Source organism: Stenotrophomonas maltophilia group sp. SKK55 (genome assembly GCF_057179845.1).
This window is the reverse complement of record NZ_JBXUHP010000018.1, coordinates 695,509-713,749: the sequence shown is the minus strand read 5'-3', so window position 1 is coordinate 713,749 and position 18,241 is coordinate 695,509. Positions and strand designations below refer to the sequence as shown.

The 18,241-nt window shown below is 63.8% G+C and carries 21 protein-coding genes; 11 read left to right on the top strand and 10 right to left on the bottom strand.

Annotation, left to right across the window (positions count from 1 at the left end; all coding sequences use genetic code 11):
- Positions 1 to 68 precede the first annotated feature (68 nt).
- The 3 genes from AC2A1N_RS12370 (at position 69) to AC2A1N_RS12360 (ending at position 2,313) form a co-directional block, all read left to right on the top strand.
- Entirely contained in the window at positions 69 to 452 is a 384-nt protein-coding gene (locus AC2A1N_RS12370; RefSeq protein ID WP_134967848.1) for a hypothetical protein, read from the top strand.
- A gap of 470 nt (positions 453 to 922) precedes the next feature.
- Positions 923 to 1,294: a ribonuclease toxin immunity protein CdiI gene (cdiI, locus tag AC2A1N_RS12365; RefSeq protein ID WP_141239355.1), complete on the top strand. Its 372-nt coding sequence runs from the start codon at positions 923 to 925 to the stop codon at positions 1,292 to 1,294.
- A 674-nt stretch (positions 1,295 to 1,968) separates the two neighbouring features.
- A complete protein-coding gene (locus AC2A1N_RS12360) occupies positions 1,969 to 2,313 on the top strand; it encodes a DUF596 domain-containing protein (protein ID WP_242890033.1) in 345 nt (114 codons plus the stop codon).
- An 18-nt stretch (positions 2,314 to 2,331) separates the two neighbouring features.
- Here the strand turns inward: AC2A1N_RS12360 and AC2A1N_RS12355 are convergent, their stop codons facing one another.
- Positions 2,332 to 2,523 (bottom strand): hypothetical protein, encoded by a 192-nt coding sequence (locus AC2A1N_RS12355; protein WP_065196529.1) that lies wholly within the window; start codon positions 2,521 to 2,523, stop codon positions 2,332 to 2,334.
- Between the two features lie 29 nt (positions 2,524 to 2,552).
- Here AC2A1N_RS12355 and AC2A1N_RS12350 point away from each other — a divergent pair, with 29 nt between their 5' ends.
- The 7 genes from AC2A1N_RS12350 (at position 2,553) to AC2A1N_RS12320 (ending at position 9,420) form a co-directional block, all read left to right on the top strand.
- On the top strand, positions 2,553 to 3,020 hold the full coding sequence (locus AC2A1N_RS12350) for a hypothetical protein (protein ID WP_484372382.1): 468 nt from the start codon (positions 2,553 to 2,555) through the stop codon (positions 3,018 to 3,020).
- Positions 3,021 to 3,212: 192 nt separating this feature from the next.
- Positions 3,213 to 4,094 carry a DUF2628 domain-containing protein gene (locus AC2A1N_RS12345; RefSeq protein WP_065196528.1) on the top strand — a complete coding sequence of 294 codons (882 nt, stop codon included), beginning with the start codon at positions 3,213 to 3,215 and terminating at the stop codon, positions 4,092 to 4,094.
- Between the two features lie 55 nt (positions 4,095 to 4,149).
- A complete protein-coding gene (locus AC2A1N_RS12340) occupies positions 4,150 to 4,404 on the top strand; it encodes a hypothetical protein (protein ID WP_138952904.1) in 255 nt (84 codons plus the stop codon).
- Positions 4,405 to 4,547: 143 nt separating this feature from the next.
- Positions 4,548 to 4,979 carry a hypothetical protein gene (locus tag AC2A1N_RS12335; protein ID WP_484372380.1) on the top strand — a complete coding sequence of 144 codons (432 nt, stop codon included), beginning with the start codon at positions 4,548 to 4,550 and terminating at the stop codon, positions 4,977 to 4,979.
- Between the two features lie 166 nt (positions 4,980 to 5,145).
- The gene (locus AC2A1N_RS12330; RefSeq protein ID WP_484372555.1) at positions 5,146 to 7,368 is read left to right on the top strand and encodes a methyl-accepting chemotaxis protein; all 2,223 of its coding nucleotides are present in this window, start codon (positions 5,146 to 5,148) and stop codon (positions 7,366 to 7,368) included.
- Positions 7,369 to 7,533: 165 nt separating this feature from the next.
- Positions 7,534 to 7,902 carry a glycine zipper 2TM domain-containing protein gene (locus tag AC2A1N_RS12325; protein ID WP_005415760.1) on the top strand — a complete coding sequence of 123 codons (369 nt, stop codon included), beginning with the start codon at positions 7,534 to 7,536 and terminating at the stop codon, positions 7,900 to 7,902.
- A 225-nt stretch (positions 7,903 to 8,127) separates the two neighbouring features.
- Entirely contained in the window at positions 8,128 to 9,420 is a 1,293-nt protein-coding gene (locus AC2A1N_RS12320) for a hypothetical protein (protein WP_185807363.1), read from the top strand.
- Between the two features lie 43 nt (positions 9,421 to 9,463).
- Here the strand turns inward: AC2A1N_RS12320 and AC2A1N_RS12315 are convergent, their stop codons facing one another.
- The 5 genes from AC2A1N_RS12315 to AC2A1N_RS12295 all read right to left on the bottom strand — a co-directional run bounded on the left by AC2A1N_RS12315 (position 9,464) and on the right by AC2A1N_RS12295 (position 15,144).
- Positions 9,464 to 10,591 (bottom strand): ABC transporter permease, encoded by a 1,128-nt coding sequence (locus AC2A1N_RS12315; protein WP_484372377.1) that lies wholly within the window; start codon positions 10,589 to 10,591, stop codon positions 9,464 to 9,466.
- Positions 10,588 to 11,775: an ABC transporter permease gene (locus AC2A1N_RS12310; RefSeq protein WP_171955915.1), complete on the bottom strand. Its 1,188-nt coding sequence runs from the start codon at positions 11,773 to 11,775 to the stop codon at positions 10,588 to 10,590. The genes AC2A1N_RS12315 and AC2A1N_RS12310 overlap by 4 nt, the downstream gene beginning before the upstream one ends.
- Complete coding sequence (locus AC2A1N_RS12305; RefSeq protein ID WP_484372375.1) at positions 11,760 to 12,773, bottom strand: HlyD family secretion protein; 1,014 nt, start codon at positions 12,771 to 12,773, stop codon at positions 11,760 to 11,762. Before AC2A1N_RS12305 ends, AC2A1N_RS12310 begins: the two co-directional genes overlap by 16 nt.
- A complete protein-coding gene (locus AC2A1N_RS12300; protein WP_484372373.1) occupies positions 12,766 to 14,172 on the bottom strand; it encodes a TolC family protein in 1,407 nt (468 codons plus the stop codon). The genes AC2A1N_RS12305 and AC2A1N_RS12300 overlap by 8 nt, the downstream gene beginning before the upstream one ends.
- Before the next feature lie 78 nt (positions 14,173 to 14,250).
- Positions 14,251 to 15,144 carry a LysR family transcriptional regulator ArgP gene (locus tag AC2A1N_RS12295; RefSeq protein ID WP_484372371.1) on the bottom strand — a complete coding sequence of 298 codons (894 nt, stop codon included), beginning with the start codon at positions 15,142 to 15,144 and terminating at the stop codon, positions 14,251 to 14,253.
- A 106-nt stretch (positions 15,145 to 15,250) separates the two neighbouring features.
- Between AC2A1N_RS12295 and AC2A1N_RS12290 the strand changes: the two genes are divergently transcribed.
- On the top strand, positions 15,251 to 15,865 hold the full coding sequence (locus tag AC2A1N_RS12290; protein WP_484372369.1) for a LysE/ArgO family amino acid transporter: 615 nt from the start codon (positions 15,251 to 15,253) through the stop codon (positions 15,863 to 15,865).
- Here the strand turns inward: AC2A1N_RS12290 and map are convergent.
- The 4 genes from map to AC2A1N_RS12270 form a co-directional block, all read right to left on the bottom strand.
- Positions 15,862 to 16,644: a type I methionyl aminopeptidase gene (gene map, locus AC2A1N_RS12285; protein WP_484372553.1), complete on the bottom strand. Its 783-nt coding sequence runs from the start codon at positions 16,642 to 16,644 to the stop codon at positions 15,862 to 15,864. The genes AC2A1N_RS12290 and map overlap by 4 nt on opposite strands.
- A 7-nt stretch (positions 16,645 to 16,651) precedes the next feature.
- Positions 16,652 to 16,864, bottom strand: coding sequence for a ParD-like family protein (locus tag AC2A1N_RS12280; protein WP_006425741.1), 213 nt, complete (start codon positions 16,862 to 16,864; stop codon positions 16,652 to 16,654).
- A 68-nt stretch (positions 16,865 to 16,932) separates the two neighbouring features.
- Complete coding sequence (locus AC2A1N_RS12275; RefSeq protein ID WP_484372367.1) at positions 16,933 to 17,292, bottom strand: bleomycin resistance protein; 360 nt, start codon at positions 17,290 to 17,292, stop codon at positions 16,933 to 16,935.
- 63 nt (positions 17,293 to 17,355) lie between these two features.
- Positions 17,356 to 18,240 (bottom strand): arginase family protein, encoded by an 885-nt coding sequence (locus tag AC2A1N_RS12270; RefSeq protein ID WP_484372365.1) that lies wholly within the window; start codon positions 18,238 to 18,240, stop codon positions 17,356 to 17,358.
- Position 18,241: the final 1 nt, after the last annotated feature.

Genomic DNA, 18,241 nt, shown 5'->3' with positions numbered 1-18,241 from the left:
ACGGGATCTGAGGGGGAGCTATTGATGAATGATGCGTTCTGTCCGCGGTGCTGGAATCGATCGGTCGCATGGCTGATTCCGTCTCGCGGACCGAGCTGGATGGCGAGCCGATAGCGATTGGCGACTGGCTTGCAGGAAGTGTCGACGGCTTCCCATGCAGCTCTTGCATGATCCAGATGATCAATGGTTTTAGGTTGGGATCTGCCGTCTATATTCCAGCGTTGTTGATTCGTGTCTTTAAGGTTGACGGGACGATAATTTTCGATTTTTCATTCGACATGGATTGGTCGAATGTTGCCGTGGCCATGCCTATGCTGCATCGGCATTTCCAGCAATTGAAGTTGCTGAGTGAAGCGCGCACTGTGTTTGGAGGGATGGAGCCGGCGCAGGATCTGGACACTAGATTTTTCACTGATGATGCGCGCGGCCCTTTGGGGAGTTCCATTGTCTGATCTGGAAGGGAATCGCCGCTCCGTGAGGGCTTAGGCTTGATCTCTTAGGGGATTTCAACCACTGGCGATTGCGGCAAGGGTGATTCACAAGGGTTGGGTACTACGTGAAGCTGAGTGGGATCGGTTCTACGGGTGGGGGGCGAAGTCCCCGTTGATCGATCCGATCATCAACGTCGACGCGGCTCGAAATCCCAATGATCGCCTGCAGAAGATGCGAGGCGCGCAATAACATCTCGATGAAGGCCGGGGGCGATACCGCGTTGCGTGGTGCCACGGCGACCGATGATCGCATCCTATAATGTCAGATAGGAAGGTTTTGGTGCTCGGCCAGGAAGCTGCTGTGAAGGGTTACAAGGACGCTGTTGCTGCGGGGAAGAGGATATATGAGTCCAATGCGGGAGGCGTCTCTTTCGTTGTGTACATCGATGATGCCGGTGTAGTTAAAAATTTCCACCCTAAGTGAGGTTGGTATGAGTGATCAGTTGTTTGGATCTTGGATGGATAAGAGGGATTCTGATTGGGTGGTTTTTGCTTACTTTGATTGGATTTATTCTTCGGGAGTGTTTATTCAGATGCTCGAGTGTTTATCAAGGGGCTGGGGTTTTGGCACCGATGATGTTGACTGTAGATTCCCAGATAATAGTAGCTTCGACGTGGATGATCACTTTTCTGGGGTGGAATTTTCATATGGGCTCAAGTATGACCCGGACGTTGTGATTGTTAGTGATGAAGAGTTTAGTCGATACCTGGGTATGGCATGTCTCAAGTATATAGAAAGAACTCCGGGATCGGCTGAGTACGTTCGCTCAATGCTGTGCCGGAATGAGCTGGGAAATGGCTAATCGAGACTGCGGCCCTGCTGATGATTGCAGCATCGTTGATGCGGGCGCTGTGGCTGGCGCTGTTGCCATCGCTGATGAGCCGTCTGCTTACGCATTACTGGCGAGCTCGCTGTGCCTGTGCCATCGCCAGAAACTTATTGGGTGCTTTAGGGTAGGATTTGGCCGGGATCGCGTTGAATGCGGGGATTGCCAAGAACTCGGTTGAGAATAACTTCCTTGCTGAGGATCAAGCTCGAGTAATGAAGCAGCAACTCGACGAGTATGGCAGCGACACGTCATGCCAAAAGATGGTGCGTGACGTTGCCAAGCAACTGTCGGAGCGAATGGACTGTGAGCTGCTCTCGGTTTGTACAGCGAACTCGGCGAGCCCTGCGTGTCAGGCGTTTGTGAATGCGGCTGTTTCGTACAAGTATGGGTTCGTGGCCCGGAGAGCTTGGACTGTTCGATGATCCAAACGGAGGCGGTTCTGGCGCTTTCTAAAGCGGTGGGAGCGCTGGCGGGTGGGTTGTCGGGCAGGATCTGGCGGGGACCGTGTTGAATGTGAGGATTGCCAGGAACTTGTTTGAGAACAACTTCCACGCAGGGGATCAGGCGAGCGCAATCTGGTGCGAGTTGGGCGACTGATGTGCGGGACAAGTCGATAGGTAATGGGGGCAAGTAGGGGTGAGGCTAGAATGAGGGATGAAGTCTATTCTGCAGTGATGAATTCTTCGTTTGGGTTGTCTCTTGGTGCCGTCTGGCAGCACATGACGATGGAGATGGGGGATGTTGGGATTTCTGGAAGGAGGGGCGCGTTCTTCGAGTTGATGGGGCGTTTGCTGAGAGAGCGGAAAGTAAAACTCGCATCGGACGGGAGGACCTTGGAGGGTGACTGGCGGGAACAATTGTTGTTCATCTCAAAGGCATGGCCTGAGAGTCCTGGCGAAGATGATATTGATGGATTCGGCCTTTGGTTCTTGATCGATGCTCCGGCGGGCTTGGTTTGGATTGGCGCAGATGGCCGTGAGCATTGGACGTAGCATTCCAGTCCAAATCGATCACACCTCACCATCGATGGCAAACAGATGTTGGCGGCTGAGCTGGGCGTCAACATCGATACCAGCGCAGCGCGCGGTGAAGGCATTGCTGATGCAAGCACTTTGCTGATGGACAGGCAGGCGACGGCGGCTGCCGCAGGTACGGTGACGGCCACCAGCCAGCTGATTGCCAATGGTGTTTGCAGTGCGCATGTGAGCCGGTTCAGAAGAGAGGGGGCGGGATGAGTGTTGGTGATATGGGAGATTTCAAAGAAATTTCTGTTCAGGCTGCATATGTGTTGATGTGCGTTTTCCTGCAAAATTATTTGGATAGGGGTAGTAATCAGGACGCTCTTGTTGATCTATTATCTTCGGCGCGCTCTTTTTTGTGGGCAGATGACCTGCCCAACGATCCGGTAATGTGGGATGACTGGCGCGACGCGTTTGCAGAGGTCAACACCGCTGGGGGCGCACTTAATGCTGAATTCTGTGTCGCACAAATGAATTCATCGGGTGGGTGTTTGACGTTGCTGAATTCGTTCTCAGTAATGCTGGTATTCCCCGAGGCGATTTTTGATCGATCCGGTGAGGGTCTTCCACTGTTCGAAGTTATTGGGCGTCTCACGTCGCCTTTAAATGATTCCAGTTGCCTGAATGATTCCTCTGTCTGGGTTGAGTGGATGGAGTCGGTTGGAAAGGTTAGGTCGTAGGGGTTTGGGTAGCGGCTTCTCTGATGGCAATAGCGATTGAATGGGGTGGGGCGGGCGATGCAAGAGGATCTTGAATTCGGTTGTGAATTCGAAGTCGAGATTCTTGCCGGCCGCAGTAGGCCTCATGTTGAGGTGACAGAGGAGCCTGCCTGGAGCAAGGTTTAGTTTCGTGGCGAGTTTGGATAGAGGATAATGAAAGTAAGGATTGAACCCACCTTCGGCAGCGCCGTCGGTGAAGCGGTGCAGAGCACAGATGCAACCTCAGATGGGTTGAGCGAGAAGGAAGCACTGGCGATCGTGGTAGGTGACAGGTTCCGCGCCTATCTCCGTCACTGGAGGCTGTACGAAGCAAGCGGCAGGGCGCCAAGGCGATGGAACTGGCCGGCATTCCTGTTCTCGTCACTCTGGTTCTTCTTCCGGCGCATGCATGCGTGGGGCGCGATCTGGTTCATCCTTTCGCCGTTGCTGATGACCACCTTCGTGCTGCTGGGGCTGCCATGGTTGTCCTTGCTCTCTTTCCTGGTGTTTCGCGTACTTGCAGGAATTCTGGCGAATCCGCTGTACCTGTCGCATTGCCGAAGGATTGTCCGCAAGGTTGATGCCGAGCATCGCGGGGCACATCGGCGGCACCTTGAGCTGCAGAAGGCTGGTGGTGTCAGCTACACCGCTCTGGTGATCGCCTTGGCGGTAACGGCCTCACAGAACACCCTGATCAAACTGATCGTTGGTTCGATATCAGAGCCAACGCCCACGCAGTCTGCTGTGCACGTGGCGGCGAACCCGCCGTATCTGCCGGACCCGCAGATGGAGGAAGCAGAGCGGGTGGCGTACCAGGAGCAAATGCGTGCGATCACAATGACGGCGTGGCCAGCAGGTGTCCCCATCGAGGGCAATGCCTGCATTGTCGAGCTGCGACTGGCGCCCCCGGGGCGAGTGCTGGAGGCCAATGTTCTGGAGCCGTGCACGTTGAACGACGCCCAACGCGAGATGATGCTGGGTGAAATCAGGCGCACGGACTTCACGATCGAGGGGAAGATGCGGTTCTTCAACCGGCATACCCTCATTGGATTGTGATCGCTGACATCCGGCGAGAGTCGCTCTGGAAATGGGGCATGCAGGGAGATTATTGGTGAAAGAACAGCTCTTGACGATCGAGGAAGCTTACATGGCGATGTTCTACTTCCTCCAGATCGACTATTCCCGCGGCCCCAGCGATGAGATCGGGGGGCTGCTGGGTTCACTTGGCTGGAGTCTTAAGGAGGATCGAAGCCCCACGGATCCAGGTGCGTGGGAGGACTGGTTGGACGCGGTGAGAGCGTCCATGGGGAACAGCGAGGAGGGCATAAAGGATATGAGTGCTACCTACACTGATCTGAAGCGGTAGCCGGATTGTTGCGAGCTCCCATGGGTGAGGTGGGCAGGGGTAGTCCGTATGAATCAGGAATTCTTCAGGACAGAAATGAAGCCGAAGACGAAAGCGGCCATGCCGAGTCATGAAGCTGTTGGCTTCAGATTGATGGTTCGATAATGAGCATTTCGCTGTTTCTGGAAGTCGAAGCCGGTGCCGATCTGGGTGCCGTGCTGCACGCCCTGGATTCGATCCAGGCCGAGTACTCCGACGGTACTGACGGTCTGCGTGGATATCTTCCAGCATCCAACACTGGCTTCGGGTTCGGCATCGTCGACGCGCCGGAAGCTGTCGTAGCGGAAGGGATTGAGGCCTCGTGGCAGGTGGGCCTGCTCGGCTCGTTTCATTTCCGCGCGAGCGGGTTTGAACGTGCCTGGGAGGAAATCTGCCGCTTCAGCGCTACGCCGCGATGTGGGGTTCCGGTTTGTGCTCTCGTTCCAGTTCGAGAGCGTCTATGCGGCAAGGCTCGGGAAGGATCTGGTCCTTCCGGGGCCTGCTGCACCGTAATGCTGGATACCGGAGCGGCAGGCCCCGGCCCGATCTCATTCTGACTATCAGTGGCGATATACCTTATGGATATAACACGTCCGTGGGTCGTCTGATTTCACACCTGTCTGCACAGTTCCAGAGTTTTGGATCGATATAATAATATCGCCCTATAAAGTTTCCCTTGCCTGCGCCGCCATCGATCATACGGCCATGATCAAGGGAATTGAGATGCTCGCCCTACGCAACCTCCGAGTGGGATCCCGGCTGGGTGCCGGGTTCGGTTTGCTGCTGCTGTTCATCGTGGCCATCGTCGGCCTGGCGCTGTACGGAAACCATCTGAAGTCTGCCCAGTTCTCGAAAGTGGTGGACGTCAACATGGTGAAGATGCGGCTGTTGAACGAGATGCTGGATACCAACAACGCAGTGTTGATGCACCGCAGGCTGATGGTGATCAAGCGCGGCGAGGATTTCGACAAGGATTATCAGAAAGCGCAGGAGCTGTCGCAGACCTACGATGGTATCTGGGCCGAGTACATCAAGATTCCACGCGACGCCACCGGCGATGCCTTGGTTGCGAAAATCGACGCGGCACGCAAGGCGACAGACGCCTCCACCCAGCATCTGCACGAGCGCATGAAGGCGGGTGATTTTGACGGTGCGGCCAAGGAACTGCTCGCCGAGCACGGACTGGCTACCGCATGGAACGAGACGATCTCGACCCTGCTGCGGCATCAGGAGACACTGACCGCGCGCAGCCGCGAGGAATACCGTTCAACCGAATCCTGGACCGGCACGCTGTCGATCGTGTTCGGCGTGCTGAGCCTGATACTGGGCTCGCTGGCCGCGTGGGCCATCACCCGCAGCCTGACCCGCCCGCTGGAAGGTGCGGTGAAGCTGGCCGACGGCATCGCCAACGGGCGGCTGGACAACAGCATCGACGCGTCCGGCAACGATGAGGTGACGCAGCTGCTCAGGTCGATGCAGCGCATGCAGGCGCAGTTGCAGTCGGTGATGGCGGCGCAGGGCGAGTTGGCCCGTCAGCACGATGCAGGCAGCCTCAGCTATCGCATGGACGAAGGTGCCTTCCCCGGCGACTACGGGCGCATGGTGCACGAGACGAATGCGCTGGTCGGCTCGCACGTGCAAGTGCAGAACCGGCTGATCGAAGTGATGAAGCATTACGCCCGTGGCGACCTGTCGGTGGACATGGATCCGCTGCCGGGCGAGAAGGCGGCGATCACCCAGGCAATGGACGAGACCAAGACCAGCCTGTCGGCGATCAACAGCGAGATCCGCCGGTTGGCGACAGCGGCCGCGGCAGGCGACTTCAGCCTGCGCGGTGACGAAGGTCGCTTCGCCTACGATTTCCGCGACATGGTGGCCGGGCTCAATCGTCTGATGCAGACCACCGACGAGAACCTGGTACAGGTGTCGACGCTGCTGCAGGCGATTTCGCGCGGTGACCTCACCGTACGCATGCAAGGTGATTTCCACGGCGTGTTCGCCCGCATGCGCGATGACTGCAACGCCACCGTCGATCAGCTCAAGCAGATTGTCGGCCGCATCCAGTCCAGTGCGTCCAGCATCAACCTGGCAGCGGGCGAGATTGCCTCGGGCAACACCGATCTGTCGCGGCGTACCGAGCAGCAGGCGGCGAACCTGGAAGAGACGGCGGCGTCGATGGAGGAACTGACCTCCACCGTGAAGCAGAACGCCGAGCATGCACGCCAGGCCAACCAGCTCGCGATCGGCGCGCACGGTGTCGCCTCGCAGGGCGGCGAGGTGGTCGGCCAGGTGGTCACCACGATGTCGGCCATCGAAGCCTCGTCGAAGAAGATCGCCGAGATCATCAGCGTCATCGACGGCATCGCCTTCCAGACCAACATCCTGGCCTTGAACGCGGCGGTGGAAGCCGCGCGTGCCGGCGAGCAGGGCAGGGGCTTTGCGGTGGTGGCCAGTGAGGTGCGCACACTGGCGCAACGCTCAGCCGGCGCGGCCAAGGAGATCAAGGGCCTGATCGAGGATTCGGTCGGCAAGGTCGCCGATGGATCGGCGCTGGTCCGCCAGGCAGGCACTACGATGGGTGAGATCGTGGCGTCGGTGCAGCGCGTGACCGACATCATGGCCGAGATCTCTGCCGCGTCGCAGGAGCAGAGCTCGGGCATCGAACAGGTCAACCAGGCGGTGGTGCAGATGGACGAAACCACGCAGCAGAATGCGGCGCTGGTGGAAGAAGCCAGCGCGGCGGCACGCTCCATGGCGGAGCAGGCCACCCTGCTGGCCGAGGCGGTATCGGTGTTCCGCACCGGTGCGGCAACCGCGGCTGCACCCGTGCGTCCGGCCCTGGCTGCGGTGGCCGCGACGGTTACTCCGGTGCGCAGGCCGGCGGCACTGTCGCCGCGCATCGAGCCGACACTGGCGGCCAATGCCGGTGGTTGGGAAGAGTTCTAGAACGTGGCACGCCGGTAGGGAGACGGCGCCCATCACGACGGCTGATCGTGATGGGCGCGGATTTTCTTCCTGAACGCGCTATGGCCGATGAGGTGGCGGACACGCGCATTTCACTTCCGGTTGCCAACCGCAGGAGGAGACTTGCGCCATACCGGAACTCAGGAGATGGCCATGAAGACCTCGACCCGATTGCTTGTGCTGGGCACCCTGCTGGCGGCTTCGTCGGTGGCCGGCGCGCAGACGTATGGCCCGCGCGATGAGGGACGCAAGTTCAACGACGGCAGCCGCGTGGTCTGCAAGAACGTGGAAGTGCAGCGCAACTCGCGCGATCCGAACCGCATTGCGGGTACGGCCACGGGCGCAGTGATCGGCGGCCTGCTGGGCAACCAGGTGGGCGGCGGCAATGGCAAGAAGCTCGCTACCGTGGCCGGTGCTGTGGCCGGTGGCGCGGCCGGTCGCCAGATCCAGGGCAACAGCCAGCAGAAGAACGGCGACCGCGTGGTCGAGCGCCGTTGCGAGCGCGTCTATCGTTGATCGGTTGCCGGCAGCGCCCGTTCCCCCTTACACATCGCAGTACTCGAACGCCGGCCCCGCGCCGGCGTTCTTCGTTCCGGACCTGTATCGCTGACTCCGGCGTCGTGCCTATACTGCGCCGACTCAACGGATGAATGTCCAGTGAACGAATCGGCTCCAGCTCCCCAACCGGCACCGCTCGCAAGGCACGACCCGATACCGGAAGCGACTGCCCATCCCCATCGGGTGCGTGATCGCACCGATGAACTCGAGCTCTTCATTTCGGGCCTGCTGGCGTTCGCGCTGCTGGCTGTGCCGGGTTATCTGTTCGACGCCTGGGCGCGCAGCAGCCTGCACACCGAAGGCATGTACTTCCAGATGCTCTGGTTCGGTTTCAGCATCAGTGTCGGCATGTGCTATGTGCTGGCAGTGGCTTTGATCATCCACCTCACGGTGCGCGGCTACTGGATCGGGCTGATCGGCCTCAGGTCGCATTTCCCCGATGGCATTGACTGGGGGCGCCTGCCAAGAATGGGGGCGGTCACGCGCGCCTTCCTGCAGGCCCGGGACGGAGGCCTAGATGGCAGCATCGAACGTGCCGACCGGCTGGCGACGATGCTGTTCTCGACCACCCTGCTTGCCGTACAGACATTGGCGGGCACGCTGGTATTGGCCGTCCTGACGCTTGGTGTGTCGATGGTGATCGGCGCGCTGTCCGGTGGCGCCGATCATGTCGCCATGCTCGCCCTGTGCACCGTGCTGGCCGCAATGTTGGCGCTGGCTGTTACCCCCGGGATCCTGGAGAAGATCGTGGCGCGGCGGCAGGCGCGCGGGCGGCCCCATGAGCGACCGCAGCGACTGCTGCAGGGCATGCTGGCGGCACTGCAACGGGTTCCGCTGTTGCGCCTGATGCAGACCATGCAGCTGACCATGCAGAGCAACCTGCGCTCGCGCTCGTTCATGGCGGCCTACCTGTTCGCGGTGCTGGTAGCGATGCTGCTGGCGGCCGTGCAGGTGATGGCGTCGTTGAAGTTCTCGCTGTTCAACCGTTACCAGATCGTCACGGAAGCGGCGGTTGAGCACGGCATGCTGAGTGCGCATTACGAATCGATGCGTTCGGCGCATGACCAGCTGCTGCCGTACCCGATGATCCCGTCGGACACGATCAGCGGTGCGCAGCTTCGTTTGTTCATTCCGCATCGCCCGCAACGCGACAATCCGCTGGCGCGCCAGCATTGCACCGCACTTCCGGACGCGCGCAATGAGGCCACCGGGCAACAGGCCGCCAATGCCGCAGTGGAGTGCCTTTCCCGGCTCTGGCTGGTCAAGCTGGACGGCACCCCGGTCGACCTGCATGGCTTCGTGCCCATGGAGCGGCGTGACCTGGATATGCGGGGCCTGGTGGGGTACCTGCCTACCCGGGGACTCGCACCCGGACGCCATGACCTGGAGCTGGTGTGGAATGCTGCAGGCGGCGAGCGGGGGGCCGGACGGCGCCGCGCGTTCCGCATCCCGTTCTGGTACGCCCCGGATCCATAAACGTGGGTCAAAGCGGCCATGCCGCGCCGCTTGAACTGGCCGCTTACGACTTAATTCCCTCCGTCCCCTTTTGGGCGAGGAGGCGCCAGGAGGCGAGGCTGCCGTAGAGCAGCAGCAGGACGGTGAGGGTGATCAGTTCGTGGCTGACGTCGGCCAGGCGGGCGTCCATCTGGTTCAGGCGCACCATCAGATTGATGCCCGAGGTGGTCGGCAGCAGCTGTGCCAGCCAGACCAGCGGTTGCGGCGTCATCACCGCCGGCCACGACAGGTTGGCCAGGAAAAACAGCGGGATGGAGGTGGCGATGATGTACTGGAAGGCGCGCTCGCGGGTGCGGAAGAAGCTGCCGACGAACAGGCCGAAGGCCACGGTGGTGGCGATGAACAAGGTGCCGCCCAGCAGCTGGCCCATCGGGTTGCCGCCGCGTGGATAGTCCTGCACCCAGGCAGTGAAACCGGCGTACCAGAACAGGCCGAACAGGCCGATCAGGCCGAAGCCCAACGCCATGCCGGCCAACGTCGGCAGGTCGAAGCGCAGGCGCCGGCCCAGTGCGAGGCGGCGGCCGCCGAGCAGAACGCCGATGCCCATCAACAGCGTCTGGTGCACGATCAGCTCGGCCACGCCGGGCACGATGGCGCTGCCATAGCCTTCCTGCGTGTTGTACAGCGGGCGCTGCACCAGGGTGACCGGCGGTGCCTGCGGCGCACCCATGAAGGCGGCCTGGCCGACCACCGCATCACGCCCGAACGCACCCAGCGCATCAGCTACGCTGCCCAGCACCCAGCTGGCGCGGCCCAGGTAGGCACCGTTGCCAAGCAATACCAGCTTGGCCGGATGGCCGCGCAGGATGTCGCGCTCCAGGTTGGCCGGGATCACGACGATGCCTTCGGCGTGGCCGGCTTCGAGCTGCTGGCGTGCGCTGTCGACGTCCGCCGGTTGCCCGACCACGCGCGCAACGCGCAGTGCGTCGAGCTTGCGCAGCAGCTCGCGGCTGGTCGCGCTATGGTCCTCGTCCACCACCAGCACCGGCAGGTTGCCGGCCACCTGGTGCCGGTAGGCGGCTGGATAGAAGAACGAATACAGGATCACCGCACCGACCATCACCACGATCGCGTAGCGGTCGCACAGCACCGCCATCAGGGTCTGCCGCAGGCTGCGCCAGAGCATGCTCATGCGTCAGCCCCTGCGGATTGTGCGGCGGCAGGCGTGCGTGCAAAGGCGATCAGGCGCAGGCCGCCGATGCCACCGGCCACCACCGTCATCAACAGCAGCGTAGCCAGCGGCCATGCCGAAACCTGCAGCGGCGAGCCGATGAACTGCTGCTGGGTCTGCAGCTTGATGTAGGCGCTCAACGGCAGCAGCTGGTGCCAGACGCGGGTAAACAACGGCCCGTCCAGCACCGGGAAGGTAGCGCTGGAGAACGCCAGTGCGGTGCCGATGCTCAGACCGACCGCAGACAACGCGGTGCCCATGTCGCGGGTGACGCCGACGAAGAACAGCGCGTAGGCGGCCGTGGCCAGGTAGAACAACGGCTGCGCGAGCAGCAGCAGAAGCACGCTGCCGGCCACACCATCGCCGCGCAGCCACGCCAGGTAGCCGATGCCGAGCGCGCCATACAGCGAGAACAGCAGGAGGTACGGCGCGACCTTGCCGGCAATCGCCGACCACGGCGTGCGAGCCAGCCAGGCGGGCAGGGTGCCATCGCGGATCTCGCGGCCGAGGCTGCCGGCCACCGCAAGTGCCAGTACCAGTGACAGCACCGCCGGGAAGATCAGTGGCAGCAGGAACAGTTCGTAGCTGCGCGCCGGGTTGTAGAGGATGTCCGACTGCACCGCGATCGGCGCCGCGCGCAGCTTGCCCGGGCCGACCTGCAGGCCGATGCGCTCGCGCAGCAGGCGTGCGTTCCATGCGGAAACCGCGTCGCCGATGTCGCGCGACGCCGACTGGCCGGTGGTCATGTAGGTGGCGTTGTAATAGGCGAACACCGTGCCCTGGCGCCCACGCAGCGCCTGCCGGGTGACATCGCGCGGCACCAGCACGATGGCGAACACGTCCAGGCTGCGCAGCTGCGAACGTGCCTCCTCCAGGTCCGCTGGCTGGCTGGCGACGCGTACGCCGGGACTGGCGTCGAGCATGCGCAGCAGCAGGCGGCTGTCACTGCTGTGGTCAAGGTCGACCACAGCAATCGGGATATCGCGCATCACCGACGGCGTGAACATCCATGCCATCACGACCAGCATCAGCAGTGGCAGCAAGGTGACCAGCAGCAGGTCGGCACGGTTGCCGCGCAGCGACTGCAGCTCGCGCCGCCACGAAGCGGCGAAGCCGTTGCGGTCCGGGCTCAGTGCTGGGGCCATGCGAACAGCACGCTCATGCCGGGGCGGAAGCCCTCGATGCGGCGTACCGGGCGCACCCGCACCTCGAAGCTGCGGACGTCATAGCCGGACGACTGGCGGGTGGTACGCCAGGTTGCGTAGTCGCCGGCCGGATTGATGAAGTAGACCTCGAACTCACCATCCAGGCCCAGCGCCGGCACGCTTCCCTGCAGTTTGCTGCCGACCTTCAGGCCCTGCATCTGCGATTCGCGCAGGTTCATCGCCACCCACATGCGGTCGATGTCGACCAGGGTGAACACCGGATAGCCGGCCGGCACCAGCTCGCCCGGATCGGCCATGCGCTTGTTGATCTCGCCCGCCACCGGCGCGCGTCCTTCCACTTCGGCTCGCGCGGCGTTGACCTCGGCCACCGCGCCCTGCGCCTGCTGTACCTGGCCTTGCGCGGCGCGCTTGTCCTGCTCGCGGGCGCCGGCCAATGCCATGTCGTACTGCGCGCGGGCGGCGCGGGCCAGTTCGCGCGAACTGGTGGCTTGGGCATGCGCTTCATCGCGCTTCTGCCGGGTCATCACCCCTTCGTTGAACAGGTTCTGCACGCGCTGGTAGGTGGCTTCGGCCAGTGTCGCGCCGGCTTCGGCCCGCTTCCAGTTCGCTTCGGCGGCGCGGATGTCTTCGCTGCGCGCGCCTTCGTCGGCCTTGTCGGCCACCGCCTGCGCAGCCGCCAATGCGCCGTGCGCCTGCTGTTCCTTGGCAGCCACTTCGGGGCTGTCGAGCAGGAACAGCACCTGCCCGGGCTGCACGCGGTCGCCCTCGCGTACCTTCAGCTCGGCCACGCGCGCGGTGATCTTGGCAGCCACGTTGATCGTGTCCGCATCGGCCATGCCCTGGATCTGGTCGGTCGGGCTGCGCCAGGCCAGCCACAGGCCCAGCACCACCGCGACCAGCAGGACCACCAGCAGGATCGGTCCCAGCCGTCGCTTGCCGGGGGGCGTCGTCGCATCGTCGTGCAGCACATCACTCATGGTCGATCACCTCGTCCGCACGCCGCCGGAATTCTTCGAAACGGTCCATCTGTCCACTGATCTCCAGCAACTGTGCCAGCGCAATGTCGTATTGGTAGGCGGCCTGTGCGCGCTCGACACGGGCGCCGCCCAGGCCGAGCCGCGCATCGATCACATCCAGCGAGGTGGCCTGGCCTTCGCGGAATGCCAGCTCCTGCAGGCGCAGGTTTTCCTGTGCCTGGGCGATGCTGCTGTCGAGCAGCACGAACTGCTGGCGCGCGGTTTCCAGTTCGTTCCAGGCCTTGCGCACGCCCAGCGCGACCTGGTTCTCGGCCTCGCGCAGGCCGGCCTCGGCCTGCTCCTGCTGCGCACGCGCAGCGCTGATCTGCGCCGGTCGCAAGTTCGGCGACAGGAAGGTGTACTTCAGGCCGATGCCGAACGCCCAGTCCGGGTCGGTCAGCATCTCGTCGCGGCGACGGAAGTCGTACTGGCCGAAGGCGAAGATCTGCGGCTTCAGCTTGGCCTGCTGCACGCGCACGCCCTGTTCGGCCTGCGCCACCATCGCGCGCAAGCGCGCGATTTGCGGCTGGCGCGCCTGCGCCGTGCGCTCGAAGCTGGCCACCGGTTCCAGCGGCACGCGCTGCACGAACAGCGGCGATACCGGCTGCACCTCGCCGCCGCTGCGCAGCAGTGTGGACAGCGCGGCCTTGAGCGTGGCCAGGTCGTTCACCGTCTTCTGGTACTCGCGCTCGGCCTTGTCGCGGGCCACGGTGGCCTGCAGGCGCTGGGCGCGGGTGGCGAAGCCCTCGCGTTCCAGCTTTTCTGCATCGGACAGGTGGCGGTTGAGGCCGTCGCGCACGTCGCGGCGCACGTCCACCGCCTGCTCGGCCAGGCGCTGGCCGAAGTAGGCCTGGGCCAGCTGCACGGTCAATGATTGGCGCTGCGCCTCGCGCTCGGCGTTGGCCTGCTCATGGGCGGCGCTGGCCGCACGTTGCGCGGCCGGGATCACGCCGCCGGTGTACAGCGGCAGCACCGCGGTCACTACCGGGCGTGTACGCCAGTCGCGCTCGGTGAACGACAGCGGCGAATCGATACCGAAGGCTTCAGCCACGGGCGCCAGCGAACCCAGTGGCAGGGTCAGGGTCTTCTGGAACTGCAGGCGGCGCACTTCGCCGGTGATCTCCGGCAGGCGCAGCAGGCGCGTGGCGTCCTGCAGGTCCTGCTTGTTGCGTACCGCTGCATCAGCGGCCGCCAGCGCATCGGAGACCTGCTCCAGGCGTTGGCGTGCCTGTTCCCAGTCCAATGCGGGGGCGTCGTTGCTGTTCTGCGCGGACGCAGCGGTTGGCAGGCAGGTCGCCAGCACCAGCGCCAGCGCGGCCTTCGCGCGGTGCATCCTTGTACGTCGGCCGTTCACGCCCATGCCGTCCCAGTGGTAAAGAAGTGCGCAAACGGTAGTGCGCGCGGCGTGAAGCCCGAGTCTGCGGTCATCGGATTGTCCTCAACGAAGGGTGCCGCTGGCTGCAGTGCGCAGCGCCTGGGTGATGTGCTGCAGCGTGCTTGAGCGCACGGCGGCATGTTGCCAGTACAGCGGCACATCCAGCCAGCGGCGGGGTTCCAGTACCACCACGCGGCCGGCGCGCACGGCGGGCGCGACCAGGGTTTCCGGGGCCATGCCCCAACCGAGTCCACACGCGGCGGCTTCGACGAAACCGGTGGAAGAGGGCAGGTAGTGTAGCGGCGGCTGCAGTCGCGCGCGGGTCAGGCGCCGCACGAAGCGCCATTGCAGTTCATCCTTGCGGTTGAACACCAGCATCGGTGCGCGCGCCAGGGCCGCGGCCTGCATGCCATCGTTGAAGTATTGGCGTGCGAAGCCGGACGAAGCGATCGCGTGGTAACGCATGGCGCCGAGCGGGTACACGTTGCAGCCCTTCACCGGCTGGCTTTCGGCGGTCACTGCGCCGAGCACGCTGCCATCGCGCAGCAACTGCAGGGTGTGGTCCTGGTCGTCCATGCGCAGGTCGAACAGGTAGCCATGGCGCTGGTGCAGGTCGGCGACGGCGGGCACGAACCAGGTATCAAGCGAGTCGTCGTTGACCGCCAGGGGGATGGGCGTACGCGCAGCGTCGTTGCCACGCTCGGGTAGCAGCTCGGCCAGCGCCTCGGCTTCCAGCGCCTGCATCGGGCGTACCCGGCGCAGCAGCGCTTCCCCCGCAGCAGTCGGTCGGCAGGGTGCCTGGCGCACCACCAGGACCTGCCCGAGCCTGTCTTCCAGCGCTTTGATCCGTTGCGACAGTGCTGATGGGCTGATCGACAGGCGGCGTGCCGCGGCCTCGAAGCTGCCTTCTTCCAGCACCGCAGCGAATGCGGCCAATTGTGGATGTACCAGATCCATGCCGGTGCCCCTTCAGTTTTCCTGCACAGGATAAAGAAAAATCAGATTGTCTAAACAGGGGCGGTGGCCGCACCCTGCGCGTCCCCTCGCTGCCTGGCCTGTCCTGATGTGGATCGCCGCTACCGCCGCCGGCCTGTTCGCAGGTGCCGGCCTGATCATCGCCATCGGCGCACAGAATGCCTTCGTGCTGCGCCAGGGCCTGCAGCAGCGGCATGTGGGCAGGGTGGTGCTGGCCTGCGCCGGCGCGGACACCGCGTTGATCCTGGCCGGCGTCGGTGGCATGGGCGCGCTGGTGCTGCAGTGGCCGCTGCTGCTGCAGGTGCTGCGCTTCGGTGGCGCGGCATTCCTGCTCTGGTATGGCCTGCGGGCCGGGCTGCGCGCGTGGCGCGGTGGTAGCGTATTGGCCGCCGCCGAGGCGCAGGGCGGCAGCGGACGGAAGGTGCTGCTGACCTGCCTGGCGTTCACCCTGCTCAACCCGCACGTCTATCTGGATACGGTGGTGCTGCTGGGCAGCCTGTCCACGCGCTACCCGGGCGATCTGCGCTGGGCCTTCGCCGCCGGGGCCTGCGTGGCCAGCGTCGCCTGGTTCTGCACGCTGGGCTATGGCGCGCGATTGTTGCAGCCGGTGTTCCGCAGGCCAGGTGCCTGGCGGGTGCTGGATGCCGCCGTGGCGGTCTTCATGTTCTGCCTGGCGACACTGTTGCTGTTGCGTCCGCTCTAGGCCGCGTCGACCGCGCACAGTGGCGCTTCGCCGGGGCGCAGGGTCAGTACGCGTACACCGTTGCGGGTGACCGCCACCGTGTGCTCGAACTGCGCCGACAGCTTGCCGTCGCGGGTGTAGACCGGCCATTCGTCCGGCTGCTGGCGGATGGCCGGCTTGCCCTGGTTGAGCATCGGCTCGATGGTGAACACCATGCCCTCCTCCAGCACCCTGCCGGCGTTGGGATGGCCGTAGTGCAGGATCTGCGGTTCCTCGTGCATTTCCTGGCCGATGCCATGGCCGCAGTATTCCTTCACCACGCTGTAGCCGTGGCTGCGCGCGTGGCGGGCGATGGCGTGGCCGATGTCGCCCAGGCGTGCGCCGGGGCGCACCGCAGCGATGCCTTTCCACATCGCCTGGTAGGCGGTCTGCACCAGCCTGCGCGCGGCGTAGTCGACCTCACCGACCAGGTAGGTGGTGCTGGAGTCGGCGATGTAGCCGTTCTTCTCCAGGGTGATGTCGAGGTTGACGATCTGGCCATTGCGCAGCACGTCGGTGGTGCTGGGAACGCCGTGGCAGACCACGTTGTCGATCGAGGTGTTGAGCACATACGGGAAGCCGTACTGGCCCTTGCTGGCCGGCCGCGCCTGCAGTTCATCGACGATCATGCGTTCGACGAACTCGTTGATCTCCATCGTGCTGCGGCCCTGCAGCGGCAGCCGGTCGAGCGCGGCGAACACCTGCGCCAGCAGGCGCCCGGATTCGGCCATCAGCGCGATTTCGTGCGGCTGCTTGATCACCGCCACGTCAGGCCCGTCCGGGTGCCAGCGCCTGTGGCTGCACGCCGGCGGCGCGCAGTTCGCTGGCGACGATGTCCTGGAAGCTCAGCGTGGGGTTCATTTCGCACAGCATGCCGACCCGGATCCAGAAGTTGGCCTGGGCGTTGATCGAGCGACTGGAGACGGTGCAGGCACGGCGCAGCTGGTCGTGCAGGGTGTCATCGATGTTGACGATGCCCATTGGCGGTCCTGGAGCAGGGAATGTACGAATCGTATATGTTTCGTATATTTGCCTCAAGCCCGCGTTGTTCAGTCCAGGTGGGTGGCAAAGCGCAGGCGGTTGCCGTCGGGGTCGCGCAGCAGTATTTCGCGGCTGCCCCAGTCGGTGTCATGCGGTGGCTGCTCGATCGGCACGCTGGCGGCGCTGAAGGCGCGGTACACGCTGTCGACGTCGTCGACGATGAAGTACACCGCGCTGCCGACCTCGCAGTCACCGCTGTGCTCGGTGAGGAAGATCGTCTGGCCATCGCGGGTGAGCTGGGCGAACAACGGGAAGCCGGCTTCGAAGCGGTGTTCCCAGTCGACCACGAAACCCAGCCCCTGCACGTAGAACGGCAGGGTGGTGTCTGCGTGGCGCATGCGCAGTTGCGGGATGACGGTCTGGGGCATGGCGGCGGCTCCGAGGTGGGAACCCAGTGTAGTGCCGGCCAACGGCCGGCATTGCCGACGCGGTCAGCAGGCCGTCGGTGCGGCGGCGATTGCCGCCAGCAGTTCGCGGTTCACCTGCTGGTGACGCGCCTGCCAGACGGGAAGATCATCGGCGCTGATGTCCGGCTGGCCATCCAGCGACGACAACCAGCGCTTGAAGCGGCTCTGGTAGTTCGCCAGCGAGACTTCGCCGGTGATGTCACTGCCGACCAGGCCACCGGCGCGCAGTGCTTCGATCACCACCAGTGCGTGTTCCAGCTGGAAGCGGCCCTGGTCCCAGTTGCTGCGCGCAACGTCCTCGGCGAATACATCCTTGTCGATCGACAGGTAGGTCGGCTGTGGGGATGTGGCCTGCTCGGCGGCGAACGCGGCGACCAGTGCCTCCGGGTGCTCGAAGCGTCGGAACGCACGGCCCATGCCGAGGCGGTGGCCCCAGCCCACGTCCACGTCCATGCACCAGTACGTCAGGCGTCCACCCATCAGCGGTCGCCAGTGGTTCTCCCAGGCATGACCGGGGCCGATGTCGCTGGAAGTGATGCCGAGCACATGGATGTGCGAGATCTGCGGCAGCTTGCTGGCGGCGTTCACCCACGAGCCGCAGTGCATGCCGAGCGGGAACCGCATGTTGTCCGGATGGTTGTCCAGCACCACCAGCTGGAACGGGGCCTGCCCATGCATGCGGCGCAGCAGTGGCAGGCTCAGGTGGTGGAAGTCGCCACTGCCGAGCATGACGGTTCCGAGCAGGGCCGGCAGCGGTGCCAGCACGTCAGCGGCGAAACGGTCGAGGGTGGCATTGCTGCAGGCAAAGCGCAGCGGGTCATGCCACTGCGGCAGGGCCAGGGTCTGCGCCTGTGGCAGCGGCAGCACGCCACCGTCCAGGTCCAGGATCAGCGGGGAACGCAACGGCATC

Coding starts and splice junctions, on each gene's coding strand:
- AC2A1N_RS12370 (WP_134967848.1), top strand. CDS start 69: ATGGCTGATTCCGTCTCGCGGACCGAGCTGGATGGCGAGCCGATAGCG.
- cdiI (WP_141239355.1), top strand. CDS start 923: ATGAGTGATCAGTTGTTTGGATCTTGGATGGATAAGAGGGATTCTGAT.
- AC2A1N_RS12360 (WP_242890033.1), top strand. CDS start 1,969: ATGAGGGATGAAGTCTATTCTGCAGTGATGAATTCTTCGTTTGGGTTG.
- AC2A1N_RS12355 (WP_065196529.1), bottom strand. CDS start 2,523: ATGCGCACTGCAAACACCATTGGCAATCAGCTGGCTGGTGGCCGTCAC.
- AC2A1N_RS12350 (WP_484372382.1), top strand. CDS start 2,553: ATGAGTGTTGGTGATATGGGAGATTTCAAAGAAATTTCTGTTCAGGCT.
- AC2A1N_RS12345 (WP_065196528.1), top strand. CDS start 3,213: ATGAAAGTAAGGATTGAACCCACCTTCGGCAGCGCCGTCGGTGAAGCG.
- AC2A1N_RS12335 (WP_484372380.1), top strand. CDS start 4,548: ATGAGCATTTCGCTGTTTCTGGAAGTCGAAGCCGGTGCCGATCTGGGT.
- AC2A1N_RS12330 (WP_484372555.1), top strand. CDS start 5,146: ATGCTCGCCCTACGCAACCTCCGAGTGGGATCCCGGCTGGGTGCCGGG.
- AC2A1N_RS12325 (WP_005415760.1), top strand. CDS start 7,534: ATGGCCATGAAGACCTCGACCCGATTGCTTGTGCTGGGCACCCTGCTG.
- AC2A1N_RS12315 (WP_484372377.1), bottom strand. CDS start 10,591: ATGAGCATGCTCTGGCGCAGCCTGCGGCAGACCCTGATGGCGGTGCTG.
- AC2A1N_RS12310 (WP_171955915.1), bottom strand. CDS start 11,775: ATGGCCCCAGCACTGAGCCCGGACCGCAACGGCTTCGCCGCTTCGTGG.
- AC2A1N_RS12305 (WP_484372375.1), bottom strand. CDS start 12,773: ATGAGTGATGTGCTGCACGACGATGCGACGACGCCCCCCGGCAAGCGA.
- AC2A1N_RS12300 (WP_484372373.1), bottom strand. CDS start 14,172: ATGGGCGTGAACGGCCGACGTACAAGGATGCACCGCGCGAAGGCCGCG.
- AC2A1N_RS12295 (WP_484372371.1), bottom strand. CDS start 15,144: ATGGATCTGGTACATCCACAATTGGCCGCATTCGCTGCGGTGCTGGAA.
- AC2A1N_RS12290 (WP_484372369.1), top strand. CDS start 15,251: ATGTGGATCGCCGCTACCGCCGCCGGCCTGTTCGCAGGTGCCGGCCTG.
- AC2A1N_RS12280 (WP_006425741.1), bottom strand. CDS start 16,864: ATGGGCATCGTCAACATCGATGACACCCTGCACGACCAGCTGCGCCGT.
- AC2A1N_RS12275 (WP_484372367.1), bottom strand. CDS start 17,292: ATGCCCCAGACCGTCATCCCGCAACTGCGCATGCGCCACGCAGACACC.
- AC2A1N_RS12270 (WP_484372365.1), bottom strand. CDS start 18,240: ATGCCGTTGCGTTCCCCGCTGATCCTGGACCTGGACGGTGGCGTGCTG.